The sequence below is a fragment of the Chryseobacterium sp. 1B4 genome (genome assembly GCF_036631475.1).
GTDB lineage: Bacteria > Bacteroidota > Bacteroidia > Flavobacteriales > Weeksellaceae > Chryseobacterium.
Genome location: NZ_JAPNUF010000009.1, coordinates 431,894 through 454,854, shown reverse-complemented (window position 1 = coordinate 454,854; position 22,961 = coordinate 431,894). Strand labels below are relative to the sequence as shown.

Below are 22,961 nucleotides of genomic sequence, written 5' to 3'. Positions count from 1 at the left end.
GTCTGTAATAAAAACTTCAACCTTTAGGTTTTTGTCAAAAGTGTGGAAAATGATTTCTGCCAGCTCAACACCTGCAAGAATACAGTCCTGTTTTACCAAAAGCTTTGCACTCTGTACAAGATCCTGTGGAATAGTAGACAGGGTAGAGTGATCTCCATCCTGAATATCCTCTTCAAGAGCGTTTTTTATAAATGTCTTTAATGTTTTATCTGTAACGTAGCTTGGTCTTTTCATTATGTTTTGCTTTAGGCTAAATCTTTATTATAAAATGCTCCCTTATTCTCCTTCATTTCCATAGATTGGGTAATAATGAGGTGTGCAACGGTTGTTAAGTTTCTTAATTCTGACAATTGCGGGGAAAGTATAGAGTAGTGGTATATTTCATCAACGGCAGCGGCAATCTCCTGGTGTTTTTGCAGAGCCATATTCAAACGTCGGTTGCTCCTTACAATACCTACCAGATCACTCATCATTTCCTGAAGCTGTTTTCTCAGATAACTGATAATGACCATTTCATCCATAATTTTCATTCCTTCTTCATTCCATTCAGGAACGGCTTTCAGATCATCGAAGTTGAAGTTGTTTTCATTCAGGAGATCTACAGTTTTCATAGCAGCATTGTGGCCGAAAACCAAACCTTCAAGAAGTGAATTTGAAGCAAGTCTGTTGGCGCCATGAAGTCCTGAGTTGGTGCATTCTCCTACGGCAAAAAGGTTTCTGATGGAAGACTGCCCGTCCCTGTCTACTTCAATGCCCCCCATCAAATAGTGACAGGCGGGAACAACAGGAATCAGCTGAGTGAATGGATCAATTCCTTCGTCTTTGCATTTTTTATAAATATTAGGGAAATGTTCTAAGAATTTTTCATGGTTCATTTCCTTGCAATCCAGGCCAACAAATTCATCGCCGGTAATTTTCATTTCAGCGTCAATGGCTCTTGCAACAATGTCTCTGGATGCCAACTCTTCACGTTCATCATATTTATGCATGAACTTTTCACCTTTTTGGTTCTTAATTTGGCCCCGTCTCCACGTACTGCTTCTGAAATTAAAAACAGCATTCCGTCCATTTTGCTGTATAAGGCTGTTGGATGGAACTGGTAGTACTGCATATTGGAAACCTTTCCTTTGGCACGGGCTACAAAGGCAATTCCGTCTCCTGTTGCAATCGTAGGATTGGTGGTGTTTTTATAAACATGTCCGGCACCTCCTGTGGCTGCCAGTGTTATTTTAGAAGTAATTTTTTGATGGTTTTGGATTTTTCATCCAGAATGTAAGCGCCATAACAGTGGATGTCACCTTCATTAAGTTCTTTTCCCGGGACATGGTGCTGTGTAATGATGTCAATGACATAGTGATGATCCAAAATTTCAATATTCGGGCTGTTATTGGCTGTTTCAAAGAGCTCTTTCGATTTCAAAACCTGTGATATCTTTATGATGGACGATTCTGTTTTCAGTATGGCCTCCTTCTCTTCCTAAAGCGAATTTGCCGTTCTTCATATCAAACTGTGCACCCCATTCAACAATTTCATTAAATCTCGCCGGAGCTTCTCTTACTACCATTTCCACGACATCGCGTTTGTTTTCTCCGTCGCCGGCACGCATTGTATCATCAATATGCTTTTGGAAATTGTCATTCTGAAAATCTGTAACGACAGCGAGACCGCCCTGTGCATATTTGGTGTTGCTTTCGTCCTCGTCAGACTTGGTTACAATAATGATTTTGGCATCAGGGAGCTGTTCAGAAACTTTAATGGCATAGGAAAGTCCGGAAATGCCGGAACCGATTACTAATACATCCGCTTTTATCATATGCTGGCTTTAGGTACAATCGTTTAAAATATTAAATAAATTTAAACAATTTTTCGTTTGGTTTTCTTACTTTTTTCATGTGCTGGAAATGGTCTTCTTCAGAACGGTAGCCTAAAGCGAGGGTAACGGTTACTTTTTCTGTTTCAGGATTGATATCCAGAATTTCTTCTATAAGATCCTGGCGGAAGCCTTCCATGGGACATGAGTCTATATTTTCAATAGCAGCGGCATACATAAGATTGGCCAATACTATATAGGACTGCTTTTCCGCCCAGTTGAAAATTTCATCATGTGTTTTCTGGTTGATATGCTGATTAATGCTGTTTCTGAAGGGATCCAGTTTTTCAATGGGAGTGTCCCGTACTTCAGAAATATGATTAAAATAACCACGGATATAATTCTCTTCAATCGTTTTCTTTGAAATAATAGCAATAAGATGAGAACAGGTGGAAATCTGTGATGGATTATAGAAGGCAGGAATCAGTTTCTGTTTCATCTCCTCACTCTCAACAACGATAATCTTATAGGGCTGAAGTCCCAGTGAACTGGCAGACAGCTTTCCTGACTCAAGAATGTTGTGAAGAGTTTCCTGAGGAATAATCTGATGATTGAATTTTTTTACAGAATATCTTCTGCTTAAAGCTTCCAAATAATTCATAGGACAAATTTAAGAATTGAATATGAATAAAGAGTCTTTAAAATGAAATATCTCCTTTCCGTTAATGCAAAAAATCACCCCGGCCAGCGGAGTGATTCTTTTGATGTGTTGGAAAGTGTAATTATTCTCTGTTCTTTACAACAATCCAGCCTGAGAATTTTATCGGAGTACTGTTTTTATTATTTTCATTCCATGAAATAGAATACCAGTAATTTCCTGTAGGAACTTTTTTGCTTCCGTTGGTGGTTCCTGTCCATTTGTAACCATTGGTTTTATCTGCCTGGAACATTTTGTAACCATATCTGTCGAAAATTGCTATTTCCAGATTCTGTTTATTGGCAAGCGCTGAATAATCAATAAAATCATTCTTGCCGTCATCATTTGGAGTAATTACATTGATCAGATTAGGTACTGTGATATTGACTTCAACAGGGAGACAGTTATAGCCATCTCTTACATATACTTTTGCCTCTCCTCTTGCAATATTGGTAAAGACATTGGAATCCTGCCAGTTGATATTATCCATTGAATACTGGTACGGAGGAGTTCCGCCATTGGCATATACCGTTACAGTGCTTCCTGCGATATCAATCGTGGTAATAACGGGATTATCGGAAGGATATACCGTTACCTTTTGTGTCACAATACAATCGCCTGTTTTAAGTTTTACCCAATAAGTGCCTACTCCTACATTCTTGATAGACTGTGTGGTAGCTCCTGTGCTCCATTCGTAGCTTTTGAAACCTGCTCCTGCATCTAAAGTGGTTGTGTTTTCTATACAAATTGTTTTGTCAAGTAAAGCTGTTGAGTAAACAGGCGGTATTACGGTTAACGTAACTTTAGCAATAGAATAGCAGCCGTTTGCACTGAATACTTTAATATAGGCAACTCCATTAGGCGCAATGTATGCTGCAGGAGTGGAGATTGCATTAGTTCCACTGATAGCATCAGTCAATGAAGGGTAATATTCTTTTGTGAGTCCACCCTGTGAAACGACGGCTCCTACGAGATTAAAGGATGCCATAGACGGATTGCTTTCAATAAAACACGATTTGATTTCAATATCATTGACAACCACAACAGGGTAAATATTCAATGTAATTTTAGCTGTACTTACACAGCCCTGAGGAGTAGTTACCTTTACGTATATTGTTGCTGCTGCAGATGCGTAAGCAGAGGGATTTGTAATCTGGTTCGTCCCATTATTCAGATCATATAGAGTGGGATAGAATTCCTTGGTAACTCCTGCAACAGTGGTTACGGCAGCTGTGTTGAGGTCAAAGGTTGCAGTCCCTGCATTGTTGTTATTACATCCGGTAAGACTGGCATCTGTTGCTGCAAATGGAGTAGGATTCAGCTGGATGACTCCGTCGCCGTTATCACAAAGAGTAGAAGTAGGGTCTTTGACAACTACTTTGATTGTGGTATTTCCTGAATACTGAAAGTTTGTAGGATTGGCAATGGGAGTAGAGCTTCCCAGTAAATAATAAGTGAAAATATAGTTACCAGGATTATTTACAAATTGAGAATTGTAAGAAGTAAGGTCTACAACACCATTTCCAGTAGCTGGATTCGTACATACGAACGGTGTTACGGTATTGCTTAAGATAGGAACTTTATCCACAAATACTTTAACATTTTTAATGGAATGTCTTGCGCTGGCGCCTCCGGTTGCTGCAGAGAAACCGAAATATCCCTGTGACATTCCCACAGCGCCTCCGGAAGGAGCAAAAGACTGATCTACAATAAGAACACCATTTATTCTTACTTTGATAATCCAGTTGGTAGGATTGGTAAGGTCTGTTTCTCCGTTTACTTCAACGTGTCTGTAAGTATCTCCTACAAACGGCTGCGTTGCAATAAGATCCGGAGAGTGGAATGTGCTTCCCGGAGTCGTGTTGTACTCAATATTGTTACCCGCTGTATTGTTGGTGCCATAAAGAATATGAACTTTACTCATCTGCCCTTCAGTTGTATTGTTGAAGATATCAAAACCAACCATAAGCCCTGAAGCATTGGCCGGAATACCTAGTCCTCCTCCTGAAACGAATCCTGTTGGCGGATTGGCAAGATACCAGAAAGTAAAGCCGTCTCCTCTTCCAAACTGTGCGGTTCCGTTTCCATCGATTCTGAAATCGAATTCCACCTTCCATTTATCACAGTAGCTCAGGGTGATTGGAGTGGATAGTTTTATAGCGCCGTATCTGCTGGTCTGATCACTTGTAAGCCTTACAAAATCTCCGCTTACCACAGCATCAGAAACCAGGTCCCAGCCGGTCGTATTTACAGGGTTTCCGGTCAATTGGTAAGTCTGTGAAAATAATCTTCCCGGAAGACAGAGTAAGATAGTCAAAAATAAAATGAGTATATCTTTTTTCATAGTGGATGGATTATAATGTTATTTGTTCTTGGATATAAATTGTTTTTTTTTTATGTTTATATTGCTAACGAAAGCAATGTCTGGTTTCAGTTTTGGATTGAATATAGCCTGCTTTTAATACCGAAACTACCCCCAAGGAGGTAGTTTCAGATGTTCAATTATTCTCTGTTTTTTACCAATACCCAGCCTGAGTATTTGGTTTCAGTATTGTCTTTGTTGTTTTCGTTCCATGAGATGGTGTACCAGTAAGTACCTGTGAGGACTTTTTTACCGGAAGCAGTTCCGTCCCATGTGAAGTTTCTCATTTTCCCTGCCTCATAAAGTTTGTTGCCATATCTGTCATAAACAATGAACAGCAGGTTTTTCTTGTAGGCAAGTGCCGAGTAGTCAATAAAGTCGTTTACATTGTCGCCGTTCGGAGTGATGGCATTGATAAGGTTAGGTACTGTAATCTGAACTTCAACAGGTGTACAGTTATAAACATCTTTTACATAAACTCTTACCTCTCCTCTTGCAAGGCCTGTGAATATATTGCTGGTCTGCCAGTTAACTCCGTCCACAGAAAACTGATAAGGAGGGGTTCCGCCAGCTACATTTACAGTTATTGTGTTATTGTCAATATTGATGCTGGAGATTACAGGGTTTGCAGATGCTTTTACATTGACAATCTGTGTGGTAATACAGTTGCCGGTTTTAAGTTTTACCCAATAAGGCCCTACGCCTACATCCTTAATAGATGAGGTTGTAGCTCCGGTGCTCCATTCATAACCATCGAATCCGGGACCTGCATCCAGATCTGTTTTTTCACCAATACAAATGATTTTGTCTTTCAGAACAGAAGATGTTACAGGAGGTAATACGATAAGGTTGATTTTAGCAATATTATAGCATCCGTTGGCATCTGTTACTTTTGCATACACGGCAGTACTTGTTGATAAATACTGAAGGGGATTCATGATCTCATTGGTTCCGTCTAAAGCGTTTGCTATTGAGGTATAATATTTTTTGCGGCCCCTGTTCCCAGAGTGGTCACATCCGCAGCAGTCAGGTTAAAAATAGCGCTGTTAATATTATTTTCAATGAAACAAGATCTCAGGGTAGCTTCTTTCACAGGGGTGTCAGGGTAAAATGCCAGTGTGATTTTTGCCGTACCTGTACATCCCTGAGGGGTAGTTACTTTTACATAAACAACTCCCGGTGCAGCTATATAATTGGTTGGATTTTGAATCTCATTACTATCGGCATTGAGATCTGCTAACGTTTTATAATATTTTTTAGTGACACCGGGAACATCAGTGACATTCGCCGTATTCAGGTTGAAAGCAGCGGTTCCGGCTTTATTGTTATTACATGCCGTAATGGTTTTGTCTTCGGCTTTAAAAGGAGCGAGAACCAGTAATATTTTCCCATCCGGATTATCACAAAGGAGTCCTGCATTATCTTTAACAACAACGGTAACGGTTGTGTTGGCATTAAACTGATAATTGGCAGGGTTCGCAATAGGCGTTGAGCTTCCAAAAGGATAGTAAGTGAATGTATAATTGGAAGGATTGCTGACAAACTGCGAATTAAATGAAGTCAGGTTTACAGAGCCATATCCGGTAGTGGGATTAGGGCAGAAAGACTGAGTTGCTGAATTCTGTAAAATAGGAACTTTATCCGTATAAATTTTTACATTTTTAATAGAGTGTCTTGATCTTGCCCCTCCTGTAGACGCTGAAAATCCAAAATATCCGACAGTCATTGCAGCTGCTGTTCCGGAGGGGGCAAAAGACTGATTGCAGATTACATTACCGTCTATTGTTATTTTTATGATCCAGCTGGTAGGGGCAGCAGGATCTACCTGTGCTGTTACTTCAACATGCTTAAAGGTAGTTCCCTGAAAAGGCTGCGTAGTATTTAAATCCGGTGAGTGAAAAGAACTTCCGGGAACATTGAAAAATTCAACGTTATTGGAGTCTGTTGTGTTTTGAACCTGTCCGTAAGCAACATGAACCTTGCTCATTGTAGCAGTAGTGGTATTGTTGTAAGTATCAAGCCCTACGATAAGACCAACTGCATTCTGAGAAACTCCAAGTCCGGAGCCTAATACGCTGGCAACAGGCGGATTGGCAAGATACCAGAAAGCGATTCCATCTCCGTTGGAGGTTTGGTTGGAATCCATTCTGAAATCAAATTCCACCCTCCATTTGTCACAATATTTTAAATTGATAGGATCATTCAGCCTGATGGAGCCGGATTGGTTGTTGGTATCCGGAGTAAGCTGAATAAAATCTGTGTTTACCTGGGTGGGAGAAACCATTGTCCAGCCGGTAGTCGTTACCGGGTTTCCGACAAGCTGATAAGTCTGGGCAAAGGACTTCCCGGCTATACAGAGTAAAAGAACAGATAAATACAATAATAGATTTTTATTCATTTATAATGGGACTTATTTTAATATGTAAAGATATTAAATCCCAATCAATTAATATGTATTTAATGTTAATTTTGCTAAAATTTTAATAATTTTTTAAATATTTATCGCTTATTATGATATAATGGTGAATATTATAGTAGTGATTACGTATTTGTATTAATTCAATTAAAATAAGGAATTATTATCCAGGCTCTCAAAATAAGTATCAATTTCGAGATCGGAAGAATTGGCTGCTGCAACCGCTAATTTATCACAAAGCTCGTTTTCAAAGTGCCCGGCATGGCCTTTTATCCAGTGCATTCTGGGGTTGTGTTTATTGTAAAGTTCAACAAATTTTTTCCAGAGGTCGGGGTTTTTTACATTTTTCCATCCTCTTTTGATCCAACCTGCAATCCAGTTCTGATTGATCGCATCAGATACGTATTTGCTGTCTGTGTAGACATGGATCTCATTTTCTGTTGATTTCAGTTTTTCCAATGCCGTGATGACAGCCAGAAGCTCCATTCTGTTGTTGGTGGTTTTCCGAAAACCTCTTGAAAATGTTTTCTGGTAATTTTTTTCCGGAACCCGCATGAGAATTCCGTATCCGCCTTTTCCCGGATTTCCGCTGCAAGCCCCATCGGTATAAATTTCGATTCTCAAATCTGCTTTTTAAAATTGATTTATTGACAGTACATTAAACTGATCTGGTTTGAATTTAGCCCTCCTTAAAACGGAAAGTCATCATCATCGTCGAAATCATTCATTGATGACCCCGAAAGTTTCGAACTGTCCGGAAGATCAAATGCCGCTCCTGGCTGAATCGTAGTTTTGATCCTGTCAAATCCGCTTGGCTCCCCGAAATTGGAAGGATATCCTCCTCCGGCACCGCCATCAAATGCTGCTTCTATATCACCGAATTTTGCAAAATGTTTTAGGAATGATAATCTGACATCTGCCGTAGCACCATTTCTGTGTTTTGCAATAATAAGCTCAGCCTGGTTTTCAGTAGAAGTCTCCTGTCCTTCTTCATCATTATCCCAAACAGAAATTTTATAATATTCCGGTCTGAAGATGAAAGATACAATATCCGCATCCTGCTCAATCGCTCCGGATTCCCTCAAATCTGAGAGCTGAGGTCTTTTCCCCGGACGGGCTTCCACACTTCTTGAAAGCTGGGAAAGAGCAATCACAGGTACATTAAGTTCTTTTGCAATCGCTTTTAATGAACGTGAAATCATGGAGATTTCCTGTTCACGGTTTCCGACTCCTTTACCGCCTCCTCCGGCAGTCATCAGCTGAAGATAGTCGACCATGATAAGCCTTACGCCATGCTGCATTACCAGTCTTCGGCACTTCGCACGGAAATCAAATATCGAAAGGGAAGGAGTTTCATCAATATATAAAGGAGCGTTTTCCAGTTCAGATACGTTGGAGAACAGTCTTTGCCATTCTTCATCATCCAGTGTTCCTTTTCTTAACTTCTCTGAGGAGATTCTTGTTTCGGAAGCAATCATTCTGGTGATAAGCTGTACGGATGCCATCTCGAGAGAGAACAGCGCCATAGGGATTTTGTGGCCTACAGCAATATTTCTTGCCATGGAAAGAAGAAATGCCGTTTTACCCATCGCCGGACGGGCTGCAATAATGATGAGGTCAGAGTTCTGCCATCCACCGGTTTCCTTATCCACATCTCTGAAACCTGATGGAACTCCTGAAAGCCCCTGCTTATCTTTTAAAGATTTAATGGTATCAATAGCCTGCTTTACCAATGAATTGGCAGTGTCGAATCCCTTCTTAATCGTTCCGTTAGTGATCTCGAAGAAAGATTGTTCTGCCTTGTCCAGAAGTTCAAAAACATCTGTTGACTCTTTGTAGGAAGAATCAATAACGTTGGCAGAAACGTTGATAAGGCTTCTTAAAATATATTTTTCAAGAATAACACGTACATGGTATTCAATATGAGCAGATGAGCTTACTCCCATTGTAAGGTCAATGATGTAATGATCTCCACCTGCCTGACTCAGCTTATCTTCTTTTTTAAATCCTGAATAATCGTCATTAAGTCTACCGGGTGGTTGCCTTCATAAAGTTTCAGGATAGTGGAAAAGATGACCTGATGTCTGGGGTCATAAAATACCTCCGGAGTAAGGAGGTCAATGGAATGATCAAGACCTTTTTTGTCAATCAAAAAAGTTCCGATAACAAGTCTTTCAAAGTCCACTGCATTGGGAGGCATTTTTCCATCCGCAATAGACAATTCTTTTGCAAAGTTTCCGTGTGTCAGGGATGATAATGTTTCTTTCTGCGCCATGGTGCAAAGATAGTTTATTTAAAAAATAATTAAAAAATAGTATTCAACAAATTATTAGCAGTCTTTCGGAAAATGCTGTAAACAGGAGCTTGAATCTGTTGATAAAAAAATCACCTCAGAACTGAGGTGATTTTATAAAATAGATTTAGGAGAACTTATTCTCTGTTTTTTACCAATACCCATCCTGAATATTTGGTTTCGGTATTGTTTTTATCATTTTCATTCCATGAGATCGTGTACCAGTAAGTTCCGGTTGGAATTTTCTTACCGAAGGCTGTTCCGTCCCAGGTAAAGTTTCTCATTTTATTAGCTTCATGAAGTTTGTTTCCATATCTGTCATACACAATGAAGATAAGGTTCTTCTTGTATGCTAATGCTGAGTAGTCGATTACATCATTTACATTATCTCCGTTTGGTGTGATGGCGTTAATAAGGTTAGGAACCGTCACAGTCACCTGAATAGGAGTACAGTTGTAAGTATCCTTTACATATATTGTATTTTCACCTCTTGGAAGTCCTGTGAATATATTGGAATCCTGCCATGTAACACCATCTACAGAATATTTGTAAGGAGGAACTCCGCCCGTAGCTGTTACAGTGATGTTGTTGTTGGTAATTTCTATTCCTGAAATTACCGGCTGAAGGCTTGGGTGCACACGTACTTCCTGAAGTGTAAAACATTTCCCGGTCTGAAGTTTTACCCAATAAGCACCAACTCCCACGTTGCTGATAGACTGTGTCGTTTCACCTGTGCTCCATTCGTAGCTTACAAATCCAGGTCCTGCATCCAAAGTGGTTTTGGCCTCTGCACAAATCGTTTTGTCTTTTAGTACAGCTGATTTTACCGGAGGTAATACCACCAGTTCTATCTTGGCAATTGAATAACATTGTTTGTCATTGTCTACTCTTACATATACCGTTTTGCTTTCTGAAAGATAATTTAATGCTCCTACAATAGGATTTGTCTGAGCTTTAGCATCGGCTATCGAGGTATAATATTTAATAATAGTTCCTGTAGGAGTTGGAACAGCTACCCCGATATCAGCTTTGGAAAGATCAAATGTTGAACGGGTAACATCGTTTTCAATATAACAGTTTTGAAGTACAGCATCTTTCAATACAACCGTTGGATAGAATAACAATCTGATCGTAGTAGTTGCAATACAACCGAAGTTGGAAACAACTTTTGCATATATGGTTGTTTCGGCGGAAACGTAGTTGGCAGGATCAGTAATTTCATTGATATCTGCGTTCATATCGGCAACCGTAGTATAATATTTAATTGTTGCCCCGGAGCCTCCGAATATATTGGCTGTTGTTAAATTGTATTTTGCGGTACCGGCTCCATTGTTGTTACAGGAGTATAAAGTGGCCGAATTGGCTGTGATGCCGGCATTGACAAACTTGAACTTCCCGGTAATAAAGCATCCGTTGATAGGGTTATTCGGATTGCTTGGATCGTGGTATACAATTCGGTAATAGTATGTTGTTGTTCCGTCTACAGTAGTTACTGTAAGAGGGTTGGCGCCTGTAAGGGCGTCGTTGGTTGTTTTGTGATAAGTAACGGAGAAGTTGGAACTGTTACCGTTAATAATGGATGCCGTCAGTGTTGTAAAATCAAACTGAGTTGGTAATGAACAAACCATCACCTGGCTTGGATCATTAGGATTCGCTCCCGGAATTCCCGGAGTGATAAATGGGTTAGGGGAAAGTACAGGATCGTTAAATGCAGAACTTAAGCTTGCCGTACCTGTCCATTCTAAAGAAAAACCATTAACGGATCTGCTGAAGTTGTCAATAACCAGATAATAGGTCTGGCCTACCAGTACGTTCATATAAGGACTCCATTTTCCATTGTTCATACTTGCTGTGGTACCAGGAGGGTTGGTAGGGAATACTGCAGGGGGAGCAAGAGCAAGATCCAGTCCTGTGTCTCCCGGAGTACCGCTGTAATTACATCTTATTGGCTGTATGAAAACATGATTTGCGTCCTGTAAAGAAGCACAGCCGTTTGTAGTAGGGCCATAGACTGCGAAATCGTAATCATCGTCCTGGTCGTTAGGTTTTATTGTAAACGCAAGTGTACCTGGTGTAGACACAGTGAAGGTATACCAAACAGTATATCTTTCATTGGTACTAAGGCAGCCTCCGTGTTGATTAAGAATTTCTATGATGCTCCCCGGGCCAGAAGGGGTATAAGAAATGTCAGAGTTACCACAGATAGGGATTGCTGTGACACAGTCTGACTGTGAATAGGCCATTTGAGCTATCAATAAAATAAAAAGAAGTAATATTTTTTTCATTGTTAAAACTATTTTCGTTAAACAAGTTATAAAATCAATAAATTTTTATCATTATTTGTAAAGAAAAAGCCGCCAAAGCGGCTTTTTATGTAAAGGATTATTCTCTGTTTTTTACCACAATCCAACCTGAAAACTTGAAAGGAGTGTTCTTTTTATCATTCTCATTCCAGGTTACAGAATACCAGTATGTACCTGTTGGTATCTTTTTCCCTGCAATCGTTCCGTCCCATTTGTAACCGTTTGATTTGTCTCCCTGGTGGATTTTTGTTCCGTATCTGTCAAAGATACTCAAAATAAGATTTTGTTTGTCTGCCATAGCGGAATAATCTACAACATCATTCACACCGTCGCCATTAGGCGTAATCATATTGATAAGGTTTGGAACCACTACAGTCACTTCAATAGGCTCACAGTCATAAGCATCTTTTACATATACTTTATAAGTGCCTCTGGCAATATTGGTGAAGGTATTGGAATTCTGCCATGTGATTTTATCCATTGAGTACTGATAATCCGGTGTTCCTCCGATAACATTTATTGTAAGAGTTGTATTGGAAACATCAACACCGTTTACGACAGGTTGTTCAGAAGGATATACAGTAACTTTCTGCGTTGCGATACATTCTCCTGTTTTCAGTTTTACCCAGTAAACCCCTACTCCTACATCTTTGATAGACTGGGTAGTAGCTCCTGTGCTCCACTCGTAGCTGTTGAATCCTGGTCCCGCATCTAAAGTTGTGGTGTCCTCCATACAGATGATTTTGTCTTTCAGAACACTTGATGTTACAGGAGGAATTACTGTTAAGGTAATTTTTGCAACGGTATAGCATCCTCGTGTGTCTGATACTCTAACATATACAAATCCATTCGGTGCTATATAATTATTGAATCCTAAAATTTCGTTTGTTGCATCTATTGCATCTGTCAGTGACGGGAAATATCTCTTGGTAGTGGTTCCCGTAGGGCTTGTCACCGGTGCATTTGCAAGATTGAATAAAGCAGTGGACGGGTTGGATTCTATAAAACAAGATCTTAATGAAGCATCTGTTGCTGTAACCAGAGGATAGAATTTAAGAGTAATTTCTGCAGATGCTGTACATCCAAATTCGTTGATTGCTTTTACAAAAACTGACCCTTCTGCCGAAACAAACATGTAAGGATTGGTAATCTCATTGGTTCCGTTATTAAGATCATACATAGAAGGATAATACTTTAATATATGGTTAGGAGCAGCTCCTACAGTTGCTGTAGATAGATCATACATTGCAGTCCCTGAATTATTGTTGCTGCAAGAGGTAAGTGTGGCAGGGTTTAGCGTGAATGATTTATCAAGAAATTTGATCTGTCCATATTCTCTGCACTGGTTTAAGAAGCTGGTCGGGCTGTTTGGATCAACATAGCTGATTGCATAAGTATAAGTGGTAGCTACATTAATGTTCGTAGGCGCAGTAATTGCGTTTGTATCGTCTAATGCATCTGTTGCTGAAGCATAATATTTTACTACAAAATTAGGGTTGCCATTTAAGATCTGGGAGGAAAATGTAGAAAAATCATAGTTGACAATTTTTCCGCATACCGGGATCTCTCCGTTCTGCGTAGGGCCAGGCTGTAAAAACGGATGTGGCTGATAAACCTGTGCCGAATTATGGTCAAACGGAGTAAGAAGCTTAGCTGTTCCTCCAAAAGTTAACGTAAATGGGGCAATTTGCGGAGAATAATTATTCAAAAGAAGATGGTAAACCTGCCCCGGGAGGACATCAATATATTTTACAAAACCATCACCAGTTGATGGTTCACTTGTATCCGTAGAAGTCATATTAAGCCCGGTAGGGTTGACGATGCTTATATTAACACCAGCATAAGAACATCTCAATGGAGTGGCTGTTGTATTGGCACAGTTATGATTGGGGCCATAAAGGGCAAAATCATAATCAATACCTACGGCATTGGGGCCTGTAGGAGTTACTACAAAAGTAAGTGTTCCGGCTGTTTCTATGCTGAAAGTAAGCCATATGGAATTACTCTCTCCGGAAGGGCCCAGACAGCCTACCTGACCTTCTTTTACATTCCCCCAGCTGTTAGGAGTGAGAGAAATGGCGGCATCACTGCATATCGGTATGGCAGTAGCACAGTCCTGCTGTGCAAAAGCCATTTGAGCTAAAAAAAATAGAAAAACGAGTAGATATTTTTTCATGTTGATCATTTTAATTTTTTATCTTCAGGTTATTGGAAAGGTATCAGCTGCTTTCCCCATGTTGGAGATTTACTGTCTGAAGAGGGGTTGGAGAATTCGCTTAAAGCTTTACGGTATAAAATGTCGGCATTGGATTTATCACCTGATTTTTCTTTGATTTTTGCCTGAAGAACGGCCAGTCTCGGATTGTTTACAGAGTTGGCTTCCGCTTTTGCTATACTTTGAGAGATGATATCCTGGTCCGGCTGGCTGCTTTGGGAGCTATCGATCTGAATTTTCTGAACATATAGTAACCCTAGCAATATGTTGATCTCAGCATTGTCTCTTTGTACAGTCCATGCTCCTGCTGCTATTTTTCTGGCTAAAGCATTGTCATCCATAAGGCTTGCTCCGGCTGATTTCTTCAGCAGGGTTTCATTCTTAAGATATAAAGCGACAGCGGCATAATAACTGGACTGCCATGTTTCTGACGTTTTTGCTCCAGAAAATTTATTGAAAAGATTATCGTAATCATTGGCTGTTTTGGAAGCGTTGAGCTGCAAAACAGCTTGGGTTAACGCTTTATCAGAGAAAGTCTGGGCTTCTGCCCAATAATTTACAATGAGAAAGCTCATAATTAGTAAAAGTTTAGTCATAGGGGATAGTTTATGAAGCAAATATAAAAAATTATTAACGTTAAATTAAAGATTTTGAGATATATTTAATCAAAGTAATGTATTGGTTTTAAATGTTGTATTTTATTCTTGAGATTGAATTATGCAGACATCGTAAAGATATTGGTGGTTTTGATGAATTTTTGAGATCGAATTCTTTTATTGGATTAAAAAAAACAGCTGTAAAATAAAAATCAGAATAGAAAACGTTCTATTCTGATTTTAAGTATTTCGGATTCTGATTTTTTGTATATCAGAATTTTAAAACAATTGATAAACAATATATTAATATTGCATTTTCCTCAGTTTGGGATTAGTGCTTCCCACTACCAATGCAACCAGGACGGTCATACATCCTCCAAATACGACAGAGCGCACAACCCCCAGTAATTTAGCCATAAGACCGCTTTCAAACTGTCCCATTTCATTGCTGGACATGATGAAAATCGAATTCACACTCAGAACACGGCCTCTTATATGATCAGGCGTTTTAAGCTGCACAATGGTGCCGCGGATAACAACGGAAATCCCATCCAGCATGCCGCTCATCACCAGGAACATAAAAGACAGCCAGTATATTTTGGACAGGCCAAATCCAATGATGCAAAGCCCGAATCCGGTAACAACAGCAAGAAGGATCTTTCCTTGGTTTTTTCTAAGCGGAACAATAGATAAAATAGTAATGATACACATAGAACCGATATCTGAGGCTGCATTCAGCAATCCGAAGCCTTCCGCTCCTGACTTTAAAATATCTGTGGCAAATACCGGGATCATAGCCACTGCCCCTCCAAAAAGGACGGCAAACATATCAAGGCATAGTGCTCCCAGGATTTCTTTGGTTTTAAAGATATAAGAAATTCCTTCACGCATACTTTCCACAACATTTACTGTTTCTTTTTTGTATTCCGAATGCTGTTTATGAAGCTGCCAGAAAAATAATGAAGCGACAAATATTAATGATAAAATAGCAACCAGGGTCCATTTTACTCCGATAAATCCGATAAGGACACCACCAATAGCATGCCCGCAGACAGAAGATATCAGGAACGTGGCCTGGTTCAGAGTTACTGCATTCGGAAGATTTTCCTTCTTTACAATTTTTGGAATCATGGAAGGAACAATAGGGCCGATAAAAGCTCTTGCGATCCCTGTAAAAAATATAACGCCATAAATAAAATAAGTGATCTGATGGCCGGTAAAATGCATTTCCACATTAAAAAATGCAGGAATCAGAAGAAGCCCGATCAGAAAAATATAAGCATAGTTGCAAATGAGAAGCAGTCTCTTTTTCTCATTCATATCGATAACATGCCCTGCATACAGCGCGCAGCTTACGGCAGGAATTACTTCTGAAAGACCGATAAGGCCGATGGAAAAAGGATCTTTTGTTAACTGATATACCCACCATCCCAATAAAGTGGCAAGCATTCTGAAAGCTAAAACAATAAAAAATCTCCCGGTGAGAAGATTTCTGAACTCAACATTTTGTAATGTTTGTAACGGGGTAAAGGAAATCATGAACAAAAATAGCCCTAAAAATTTATTTAGGACTATTCATATGTTGATTTTTAAAAGATATATTAAATATATCCCAAAAGATAAAATCTATTTTAGTCGGCTCTGGTAGAGCTCAGTACAATTGCAGCAACACCTGCAGCGCCGATAAGAGTAGCACCGGCCGCAATTCTGGCCTTTCTTCTGTCTTTTACAGCTGCTACATTTGCTTTTGGAATAATTACCTCTGTACTGTCTTTTTTACCCGCTGTACCTACAAGATTTTCACCAACGACGTTTCTGAATAAAATCGTCTGTTTCGGAGATCCGTCTCTCATGGTGACTTTGTAAATTTTTCCGGCTTCAAGATTGGAGTAATTGTTTTTTGAAATATCTTCGCTGTATTTTGTCGTAGCACAAGATGTAATAACAAATAAAGACGTTAGTAAGGATGATTTCAACAGTACAGATGCTTTCATTATTTTCTTTTAGTTTTTCAAATTTATAATTTTTTTCGAATATACGTTTCTGGAATTTAAAAAATATGATTAAAGTTTGTAAATTTCTAAGAGATCTGCAATCTTCCTGTCATTAGCCAATCTTGGAGTCTTGTTTTGGCCTCCTAATTTTCCCTGGGATTTGGCATAGTCATGAAAAGCATTCTTTTTAAGCCTTGTGATGTGCAGTTGCTGTAAAATATTTCCCGAAATCAGATCGTCATAGTACGTATTTCTTGCCCGTAGCTGCTGATCAAGCTCATTTCTGAATACATCCAAATGCTCAGGTTCCTTTTCAAACTCTATCAGCCATTCATGATAAGGAAGTCCTTCAGCCGGGTTTACCTGAGGTGCAAGATGAAACTCTGTAATCTGTGCGGGGTATTTTTCAAGGGTAGCTTTCATTGCTTCTTCCACTTCAAAAGCAATTACGTGTTCCCCAAAAGCAGAAGTGAAATGTTTGGTTCTTCCACTTACCAGAATTCTGTACGGATCTTTGCTGATAAACCTTACAACATCTCCTATGGAGTAAGCCCATAACCCGGAATTGGTGGTAAGAATCAGTGCATAATCTTTATGCAGCTCAATTTCTTTTAACGTTAATCTTCTTGCTTCAGGTTTGCCATATTCTTCCAGGGGAATAAATTCATAGAAAATTCCATGATTAGTAAGGAGCAGCAGCCCTTCTCTGGTATAATCGTCCTGAAAAGCAAAGAATCCTTCAGACGCCGGAAAGGTCTGGATGATATCTACTTTGCCTCCCAAAAGTTCTTCCATTTTATCACGATAAGGCTCGTAATTGACTCCTCCGGTGACAATAAGCTGAAGATTCGGGAAAAGCTGTTTGATCTTTTTACCATGTTTTTCGGTTAGCTTCTCAAAATACATTATCAGCCATGGCGGGATTCCGGAGATCAGCGTCATATTTTCATGTTCCGTTTCCTCTATGATTTTGTCTACCTTGGCTTCCCAGTCTTCCATGATATTGGTTTCCCAGCTTGGCAGACGGTTTTTCTGAAGATAATTGGGAATATGATGCGCTACAATGCCGGACAGTCTTCCTGTCTTTATTCCGAATACCTCTTCCAGTTCAGGGCTGCCCTGAAGAAAAATCATTTTTCCGTTTACAAAATCTGCATTGTTTTTTTTGCTGATATAATGGAAAAGAGCACTTTGCGCACCGGCAATCTGAAATGGCATTCCTTCTTTGGAAATAGGAATGTATTTAGATCCTGAAGTTGTCCCTGAAGTTTTGGCAAAATATTCAGGAGTTTCTGTCCAGAGAATATTTGCCTGGCCTTTTTTTACTCTTTCAATATAAGGTTTCAGATCTTCATAATCGGCTACAGGAACTCTGTCCTGAAATTCTTTTACAGTATGGATGTTTTCAAAATCATGCTCCCGCCCAAAAAGTGTTTTTTGAGCCGTATTCACAAGAGAAAGGAGTAAATCTTCCTGGTCTTTCTCAGCGTTTTTTTTGAAATCCTCTGCTTTTCGGACATGTTTCTTTGCCCAGATCAGTGCTGCATTTTTCTTGAAGAAGTTTAACATGGGTCAAATTTATAAATAAGTAGAGAATCTGGAATCATTTTTTATGAAGCCTCACATAAAAAAACCGATGGAACAAGTTCCACCGGCTTTTCGAAATTTGATTATGAAAATAACAACTATATGTTGATGTTATGCTTATTTGTTCTCCTTATATCTTTTATCAGGAGTACCGTCTTTTTTCAGGTGTTTGTTTTCTTTGTACCTCTTGTCCGGGGTGCCGTCTTTTTTCATTTTGGCGGCTGGTTGTGCAGGCTTCACAGCTTTTGCATCCATTGCCGGTTTGGCAGCTTTTACTTCTGCCGGTTTAGCAGCAGCCTTTACAGCAGTTGCTTTTACAGGTGGATGTGCTGTTGTGCTTTTAGCGGGAGCAGTCTGCTGGGCAGTTGCAAGTCCTAATCCAAGGATCAATGACATTGCAGATAATAATTTTTTCATAAGAATTATTGTTTGTTTTTGTTGAATAAAGATATACAAAAAGCAGGCTAGAAAATTAGGATTTTTAAACTTAACTAAAGTTTATTACAGCTTAAAAAATATTAAAACACTTCATTTACAATTAAAAAGCCTGTCTTCAATAGAGGAGACAGGCTTGCATAATATATAAATAGACAAATCTAGCGTGTACAGTTGGCTGTCCACGTTTTGCCGTCTTTTGCAAATAATATTTTTAAAGTATTGTTGTCAATTCTGATATAAGAGGTCGCAGTAGAACCAATCATCACAAGCGTATGATCTCCTTCCTGATTAAACTCTACTCCATTAATGTCCGGAATGCTGTTTGAGAAAGCAAAATTATACTTGGTGCCGCTCGCTATCTTTGTTACAAATACACTTCCGTTGTCCGTGCTGATGTTGGTAGAGCCACCGTCATTATAAGAAATCTGCCCTTTGTAGGTGCCTGCAAAAAATTCATTGTTAACAGGGTCGTCATCTTTGCTGCACGACGAAAAAGATAATGCTGTAAATACCAACAGCATCATAACTCCTAGGATTTTAATTGCTTTTTTCATAATACTATTCTTAATGTTTGGTTTTACTTAAAAGCCAAACACTGTGCCACGGAGAAAATACTTGAATTTTTTTAACATGTTATTAAATAAAATTGTAAAAAATTAAGAATAATGAACGTAAGCTATTCATTTTAAACATCACTCTTTCTGTTTTTCAAAGGAACATAAAAAATATCCGTACCTTTGTATATCATAAACGGTTTCGGAAAACTCCCGAAATCGCTTTTGTCGTTTATACCATTACTATTTATGCAGTTAAAATCCATCAATGAAAAGTTTCTTCCAGATCTTTTGCAGAAAGAATTTGGAAAAGAAATTTTTACCCAGCTAGAAAATAATCAGCATATTGCCGTAAAAGGAAGTGCCGGCTCTTCGGTTTCTATTTTTGTGGCTGAGCTTTTTTGGTCCAGAAGAAAAATATTCTTTATCTGGTAGATGATAAGGAAGATGCCTTGTATGCCAATACGGAGATGGAAGATCTTTTGGGTAAGGATAAGGTATTGTATTTTCCGGCAACCCATCTTGAACCTTATCAGGTAGAAAAAACGCAGAATGCCAATCTGGTTTTAAGAACTGAGGTTTTAAATAAAATCAATTCAGGGAGATCTCCTAAAGTTATAGTGGCATACGCTGGAGCTTTGTCTGAAAAGGTTTTGAAAAAAGAGGATTTTAAAGCAATTTCCCATCATATTAAAGTGGGGGATCAGCTGGACTTTGATTTCGTGGATGAACTGCTTAATCATTATCATTTCCAGCAGGCTGATTTTGTTTCTGAACCGGGAGAGTTTTCTGTAAGAGGCGGTATTGTAGATGTCTTTTCCTATTCGCATGAAAAACCGTATAGGATCACGTTCTTCGGTAATGAAGTGGAAAGCATTAAAACTTTTGATATTGAGACACAGCTTTCAGTAGATAAAGTGAAGGATTTCCAGTTGGTTTCCAATATGAACTTTTCAGTGACGGGAACCAGAGTGTCTTTGCTGCAGTTATTATCTCCTGAAAGCTTTGTCGTTTCTAAAAACGGAATGGTAGGAATGCAGAAGATCAGGACATTCTATGAAAAGTCCCTGGAAAAGTATGATACACTGAGTAAAGATATTGCTCACAGGACTCCGCAGGAACTTTTTATTTCTGACCAGGAGTTTCTGTTCGATTATAAAAAATTCAAAACAGTTGATTTTGGAGGAGTGATGATGGAAGGCCTGAAAGAAGTTACTGAAGTAAAAATGGACCAGCTTCCACAGCCATCTTTTCATAAAAACTTTGAATTATTGATTGAAGATATTGAGGAAAAGCAGAACAATGGATTCGATACCTGGATTTCTTTTTCAACAGAAAAACAGAAAGAAAGACTGGAGTCTATTTTTGAAGAGCTTGAACATGAGCTTCCTTTTAAAAGCTTTAAATCCGAACTTCATGAAGGATTTGTTGATAACGGGCATAAACTGATGGTCTATACGGATCACCAGATCTTTGACCGTTATCAGAGGTACAAAGCTAAAAACACTTTTGCCAAATCTGAACAGCTTACCCTGAAAGACCTCATGTCTCTGAAAATCGGAGATTATATCGCCCATATCGATCATGGAATCGGAAAATTTATGGGATTGGTAAAAGTGAATAATGACGGGAAAATCCAGGAATGTTTTAAACTGACTTATAAAAACGGAGACTTATTATATGTAAGCATTCACTCTTTACATAAAATTTCGAAGTACAACGGACCGGATGGAAGAGAGGTTGTGCTGAGCAAGCTCGGATCTCCGACCTGGAAATCTTTAAAGCAGAAAACGAAAGCGAAGGTTAAGCAGATTGCTTTTGACCTTATCAAATTATATGCCCAGAGAAAAACGGCCAAAGGTTTTGCGTATACACCCGATTCCTATCTACAGAATGAACTGGAAGCCAGCTTTATTTACGAAGATACTCCGGATCAGGAAAAAGCGACCATCGATGTAAAAAGAGATATGGAAGCTGATACGGTAATGGACAGACTTGTTTGTGGAGATGTTGGTTTCGGAAAAACGGAAGTCGCAATCCGGGCGGCATTTAAAGCGGCTACAGACGGCAAACAGGTGGCTGTGTTGGTGCCTACAACTATTCTTGCTTTCCAGCATTACAGAAGCTTTAAAGAAAGGCTTAAAGATTTCCCGGTAAATGTTGCTTATGTGAACAGGTTCAGGACGGCTAAACAGAAATCTGAGACTTTGGAAGCGTTGAAAAACGGAAAGGTAGACATTATTATTGGTACACATCAATTGGTGAGCAGTTCTGTGAAATTTAAAGATCTTGGGTTGCTGATTATTGATGAAGAGCACAAATTCGGAGTTTCAGTAAAAGATAAATTGAAAACTTTGAAGAATAATGTTGATACCCTTACCCTTACGGCAACTCCTATTCCGAGAACTTTACAGTTTTCATTAATGGCAGCAAGAGATTTATCCGTGATCAAAACACCACCGCCCAACAGGCAGCCTGTAGAGACACAGCTGATCGGATTCAATGAAGAAACCCTTCGTGATGCTGTTTCTTATGAGCTCCAGAGAGATGGACAGGTCTATTTTATCAATAACAGGATTGAAAACCTTAAAGACATTGCAGGACTTATCCAGAGGCTGGTTCCGGATGCAAGAGTGATTACGGGACATGGGCAGATGGAAGGAAAGCAGCTTGAGAAAAATGTGCTGGATTTTATGGAAGGGAAATATGATGTTCTTGTGTCTACCACCATTGTAGAAAGTGGGGTAGATGTGCCCAACGCCAATACCATTTTCATCAATGATGCACAAAGATTTGGAATGGCAGACCTGCACCAGATGAGAGGAAGGGTAGGACGCAGCAACAGGAAAGCTTTCTGCTACCTGATTACTCCTCCTTATGATATGATGACTTCCGATGCCAGAAAACGTCTGGAAGCAATAGAACAGTTTTCTGATCTTGGAAGTGGTTTTCAGATTGCAATGAAAGACCTGGAAATCCGTGGTGCCGGTGATCTGCTGGGTGCTGAGCAGAGTGGATTTATTAATGAGATGGGGTTTGAAACGTATCAGAAATTAATGCAGGAAGCATTGGAAGAACTAAAAGATGATGCTGATTTTGAAAATCTTTTTGAAAATGAAGAAGACAGACAGAAGCTTTTCAAATCTGTGAAGGATGTCAATATCGATACCGATTTGGAGCTGATGCTGCCGGATTCATATATTTCCAATACAGAAGAAAGGCTGTTATTATATCAGAAAATTGCCGAGATCAATAATGAGGCGGATCTTCATCAGTTTGAACTGGAGCTGATTGACCGTTTCGGGCCGTTACCTAAAGAAGCTGTAAATCTATTGAAGAGTGTTTCCCTGAAGTGGCTTGCGGCAGACATTGGTTTTGAAAAAATTGTCATGAAAAACGGTGTGTTTTTAGGGTACTTCCCGGGAAATCCCCAGGACAGGTTTTATCAGACTGACAGATTCAGACATATAATTAATTATCTGACCCGAAATCCTGCTGAAGCTCAGCTGAAAGAGAAGTCAGGAAAAGAGGGCAATCAGCTGATGATGAGAAAGGAAAAGGTTAAAAATGTAGATGAGGTAAATCTACTGCTGAAAGCCATTATTGAGCATAATTAAATTTTACTTTTTGTTCTTTAGGAACAAGTTTATAAAAATTGTGAAAAACGTATAAAAGCCTTAAAATTTTATACGTTTT

General features: G+C 39.2%; 13 protein-coding genes and 4 pseudogenes. 1 reads left to right on the top strand and 16 read right to left on the bottom strand.

What is annotated here, in order from left to right; translation table 11 throughout:
- From OWR28_RS21530 to OWR28_RS21455, 16 genes and pseudogenes are all read right to left on the bottom strand, one after another.
- Positions 1–234 (bottom strand): annotated as a pseudogene (locus OWR28_RS21530) (carboxylating nicotinate-nucleotide diphosphorylase); the annotation flags it as partial.
- An 11-nt stretch (positions 235–245) separates the two neighbouring features.
- A pseudogene (nadB, locus tag OWR28_RS21525) lies at positions 246–1,813 on the bottom strand (L-aspartate oxidase).
- 31 nt (positions 1,814–1,844) lie between these two features.
- The gene (locus tag OWR28_RS21520; protein ID WP_332388446.1) at positions 1,845–2,471 is read right to left on the bottom strand and encodes an NAD(P)H-dependent oxidoreductase; all 627 of its coding nucleotides are present in this window, start codon (positions 2,469–2,471) and stop codon (positions 1,845–1,847) included.
- 121 nt (positions 2,472–2,592) lie between these two features.
- Positions 2,593–4,851 (bottom strand): FIDD domain-containing protein, encoded by a 2,259-nt coding sequence (locus tag OWR28_RS21515; protein WP_332388445.1) that lies wholly within the window; start codon positions 4,849–4,851, stop codon positions 2,593–2,595.
- 158 nt (positions 4,852–5,009) lie between these two features.
- Entirely contained in the window at positions 5,010–5,807 is a 798-nt protein-coding gene (locus OWR28_RS21510; RefSeq protein ID WP_332388444.1) for a T9SS type B sorting domain-containing protein, read from the bottom strand.
- 29 nt (positions 5,808–5,836) lie between these two features.
- Positions 5,837–7,267 carry an FIDD domain-containing protein gene (locus tag OWR28_RS21505; RefSeq protein ID WP_332388443.1) on the bottom strand — a complete coding sequence of 477 codons (1,431 nt, stop codon included), beginning with the start codon at positions 7,265–7,267 and terminating at the stop codon, positions 5,837–5,839.
- A gap of 165 nt (positions 7,268–7,432) precedes the next feature.
- On the bottom strand, positions 7,433–7,909 hold the full coding sequence (rnhA, locus tag OWR28_RS21500) for a ribonuclease HI (protein WP_332388442.1): 477 nt from the start codon (positions 7,907–7,909) through the stop codon (positions 7,433–7,435).
- A 65-nt stretch (positions 7,910–7,974) separates the two neighbouring features.
- A pseudogene (gene dnaB, locus OWR28_RS21495) lies at positions 7,975–9,560 on the bottom strand (replicative DNA helicase).
- Positions 9,561–9,715: 155 nt separating this feature from the next.
- Positions 9,716–11,863: an FIDD domain-containing protein gene (locus tag OWR28_RS21490; RefSeq protein ID WP_332388441.1), complete on the bottom strand. Its 2,148-nt coding sequence runs from the start codon at positions 11,861–11,863 to the stop codon at positions 9,716–9,718.
- Positions 11,864–11,960: 97 nt separating this feature from the next.
- On the bottom strand, positions 11,961–14,057 hold the full coding sequence (locus tag OWR28_RS21485; protein WP_332388440.1) for an FIDD domain-containing protein: 2,097 nt from the start codon (positions 14,055–14,057) through the stop codon (positions 11,961–11,963).
- Positions 14,058–14,086: 29 nt separating this feature from the next.
- Complete coding sequence (locus OWR28_RS21480) at positions 14,087–14,671, bottom strand: hypothetical protein (RefSeq protein WP_332388439.1); 585 nt, start codon at positions 14,669–14,671, stop codon at positions 14,087–14,089.
- A 324-nt stretch (positions 14,672–14,995) separates the two neighbouring features.
- Positions 14,996–16,231 (bottom strand): MFS transporter, encoded by a 1,236-nt coding sequence (locus OWR28_RS21475; RefSeq protein ID WP_131437292.1) that lies wholly within the window; start codon positions 16,229–16,231, stop codon positions 14,996–14,998.
- Between the two features lie 92 nt (positions 16,232–16,323).
- The gene (locus OWR28_RS21470) at positions 16,324–16,686 is read right to left on the bottom strand and encodes a hypothetical protein (protein WP_002982820.1); all 363 of its coding nucleotides are present in this window, start codon (positions 16,684–16,686) and stop codon (positions 16,324–16,326) included.
- A 69-nt stretch (positions 16,687–16,755) separates the two neighbouring features.
- Positions 16,756–18,255, bottom strand: coding sequence for a GH3 auxin-responsive promoter family protein (locus tag OWR28_RS21465; RefSeq protein WP_332388438.1), 1,500 nt, complete (start codon positions 18,253–18,255; stop codon positions 16,756–16,758).
- Positions 18,256–18,390: 135 nt separating this feature from the next.
- Positions 18,391–18,690 carry a hypothetical protein gene (locus tag OWR28_RS21460; RefSeq protein WP_332388437.1) on the bottom strand — a complete coding sequence of 100 codons (300 nt, stop codon included), beginning with the start codon at positions 18,688–18,690 and terminating at the stop codon, positions 18,391–18,393.
- Positions 18,691–18,869: 179 nt separating this feature from the next.
- Positions 18,870–19,265 (bottom strand): hypothetical protein, encoded by a 396-nt coding sequence (locus OWR28_RS21455; RefSeq protein WP_332388436.1) that lies wholly within the window; start codon positions 19,263–19,265, stop codon positions 18,870–18,872.
- A 249-nt stretch (positions 19,266–19,514) separates the two neighbouring features.
- Between OWR28_RS21455 and mfd the strand changes: the two are divergent.
- Positions 19,515–22,882 (top strand): annotated as a pseudogene (gene mfd, locus OWR28_RS21450) (transcription-repair coupling factor).
- Positions 22,883–22,961: the final 79 nt, after the last annotated feature.

Bases quoted from the DNA above. Each gene is read 5' to 3' on its own strand.
- OWR28_RS21520 (WP_332388446.1), bottom strand. From the start codon at position 2,471: ATGAATTATTTGGAAGCTTTAAGCAGAAGATATTCTGTAAAAAAATTC.
- OWR28_RS21515 (WP_332388445.1), bottom strand. From the start codon at position 4,851: ATGAAAAAAGATATACTCATTTTATTTTTGACTATCTTACTCTGTCTT.
- OWR28_RS21510 (WP_332388444.1), bottom strand. From the start codon at position 5,807: ATGAATCCCCTTCAGTATTTATCAACAAGTACTGCCGTGTATGCAAAA.
- OWR28_RS21505 (WP_332388443.1), bottom strand. From the start codon at position 7,267: ATGAATAAAAATCTATTATTGTATTTATCTGTTCTTTTACTCTGTATA.
- OWR28_RS21490 (WP_332388441.1), bottom strand. From the start codon at position 11,863: ATGAAAAAAATATTACTTCTTTTTATTTTATTGATAGCTCAAATGGCC.
- OWR28_RS21485 (WP_332388440.1), bottom strand. From the start codon at position 14,057: ATGAAAAAATATCTACTCGTTTTTCTATTTTTTTTAGCTCAAATGGCT.
- OWR28_RS21480 (WP_332388439.1), bottom strand. From the start codon at position 14,671: ATGAGCTTTCTCATTGTAAATTATTGGGCAGAAGCCCAGACTTTCTCT.
- OWR28_RS21475 (WP_131437292.1), bottom strand. From the start codon at position 16,231: ATGATTTCCTTTACCCCGTTACAAACATTACAAAATGTTGAGTTCAGA.
- OWR28_RS21470 (WP_002982820.1), bottom strand. From the start codon at position 16,686: ATGAAAGCATCTGTACTGTTGAAATCATCCTTACTAACGTCTTTATTT.
- OWR28_RS21465 (WP_332388438.1), bottom strand. From the start codon at position 18,255: ATGTTAAACTTCTTCAAGAAAAATGCAGCACTGATCTGGGCAAAGAAA.
- OWR28_RS21460 (WP_332388437.1), bottom strand. From the start codon at position 18,690: ATGAAAAAATTATTATCTGCAATGTCATTGATCCTTGGATTAGGACTT.
- OWR28_RS21455 (WP_332388436.1), bottom strand. From the start codon at position 19,265: ATGAAAAAAGCAATTAAAATCCTAGGAGTTATGATGCTGTTGGTATTT.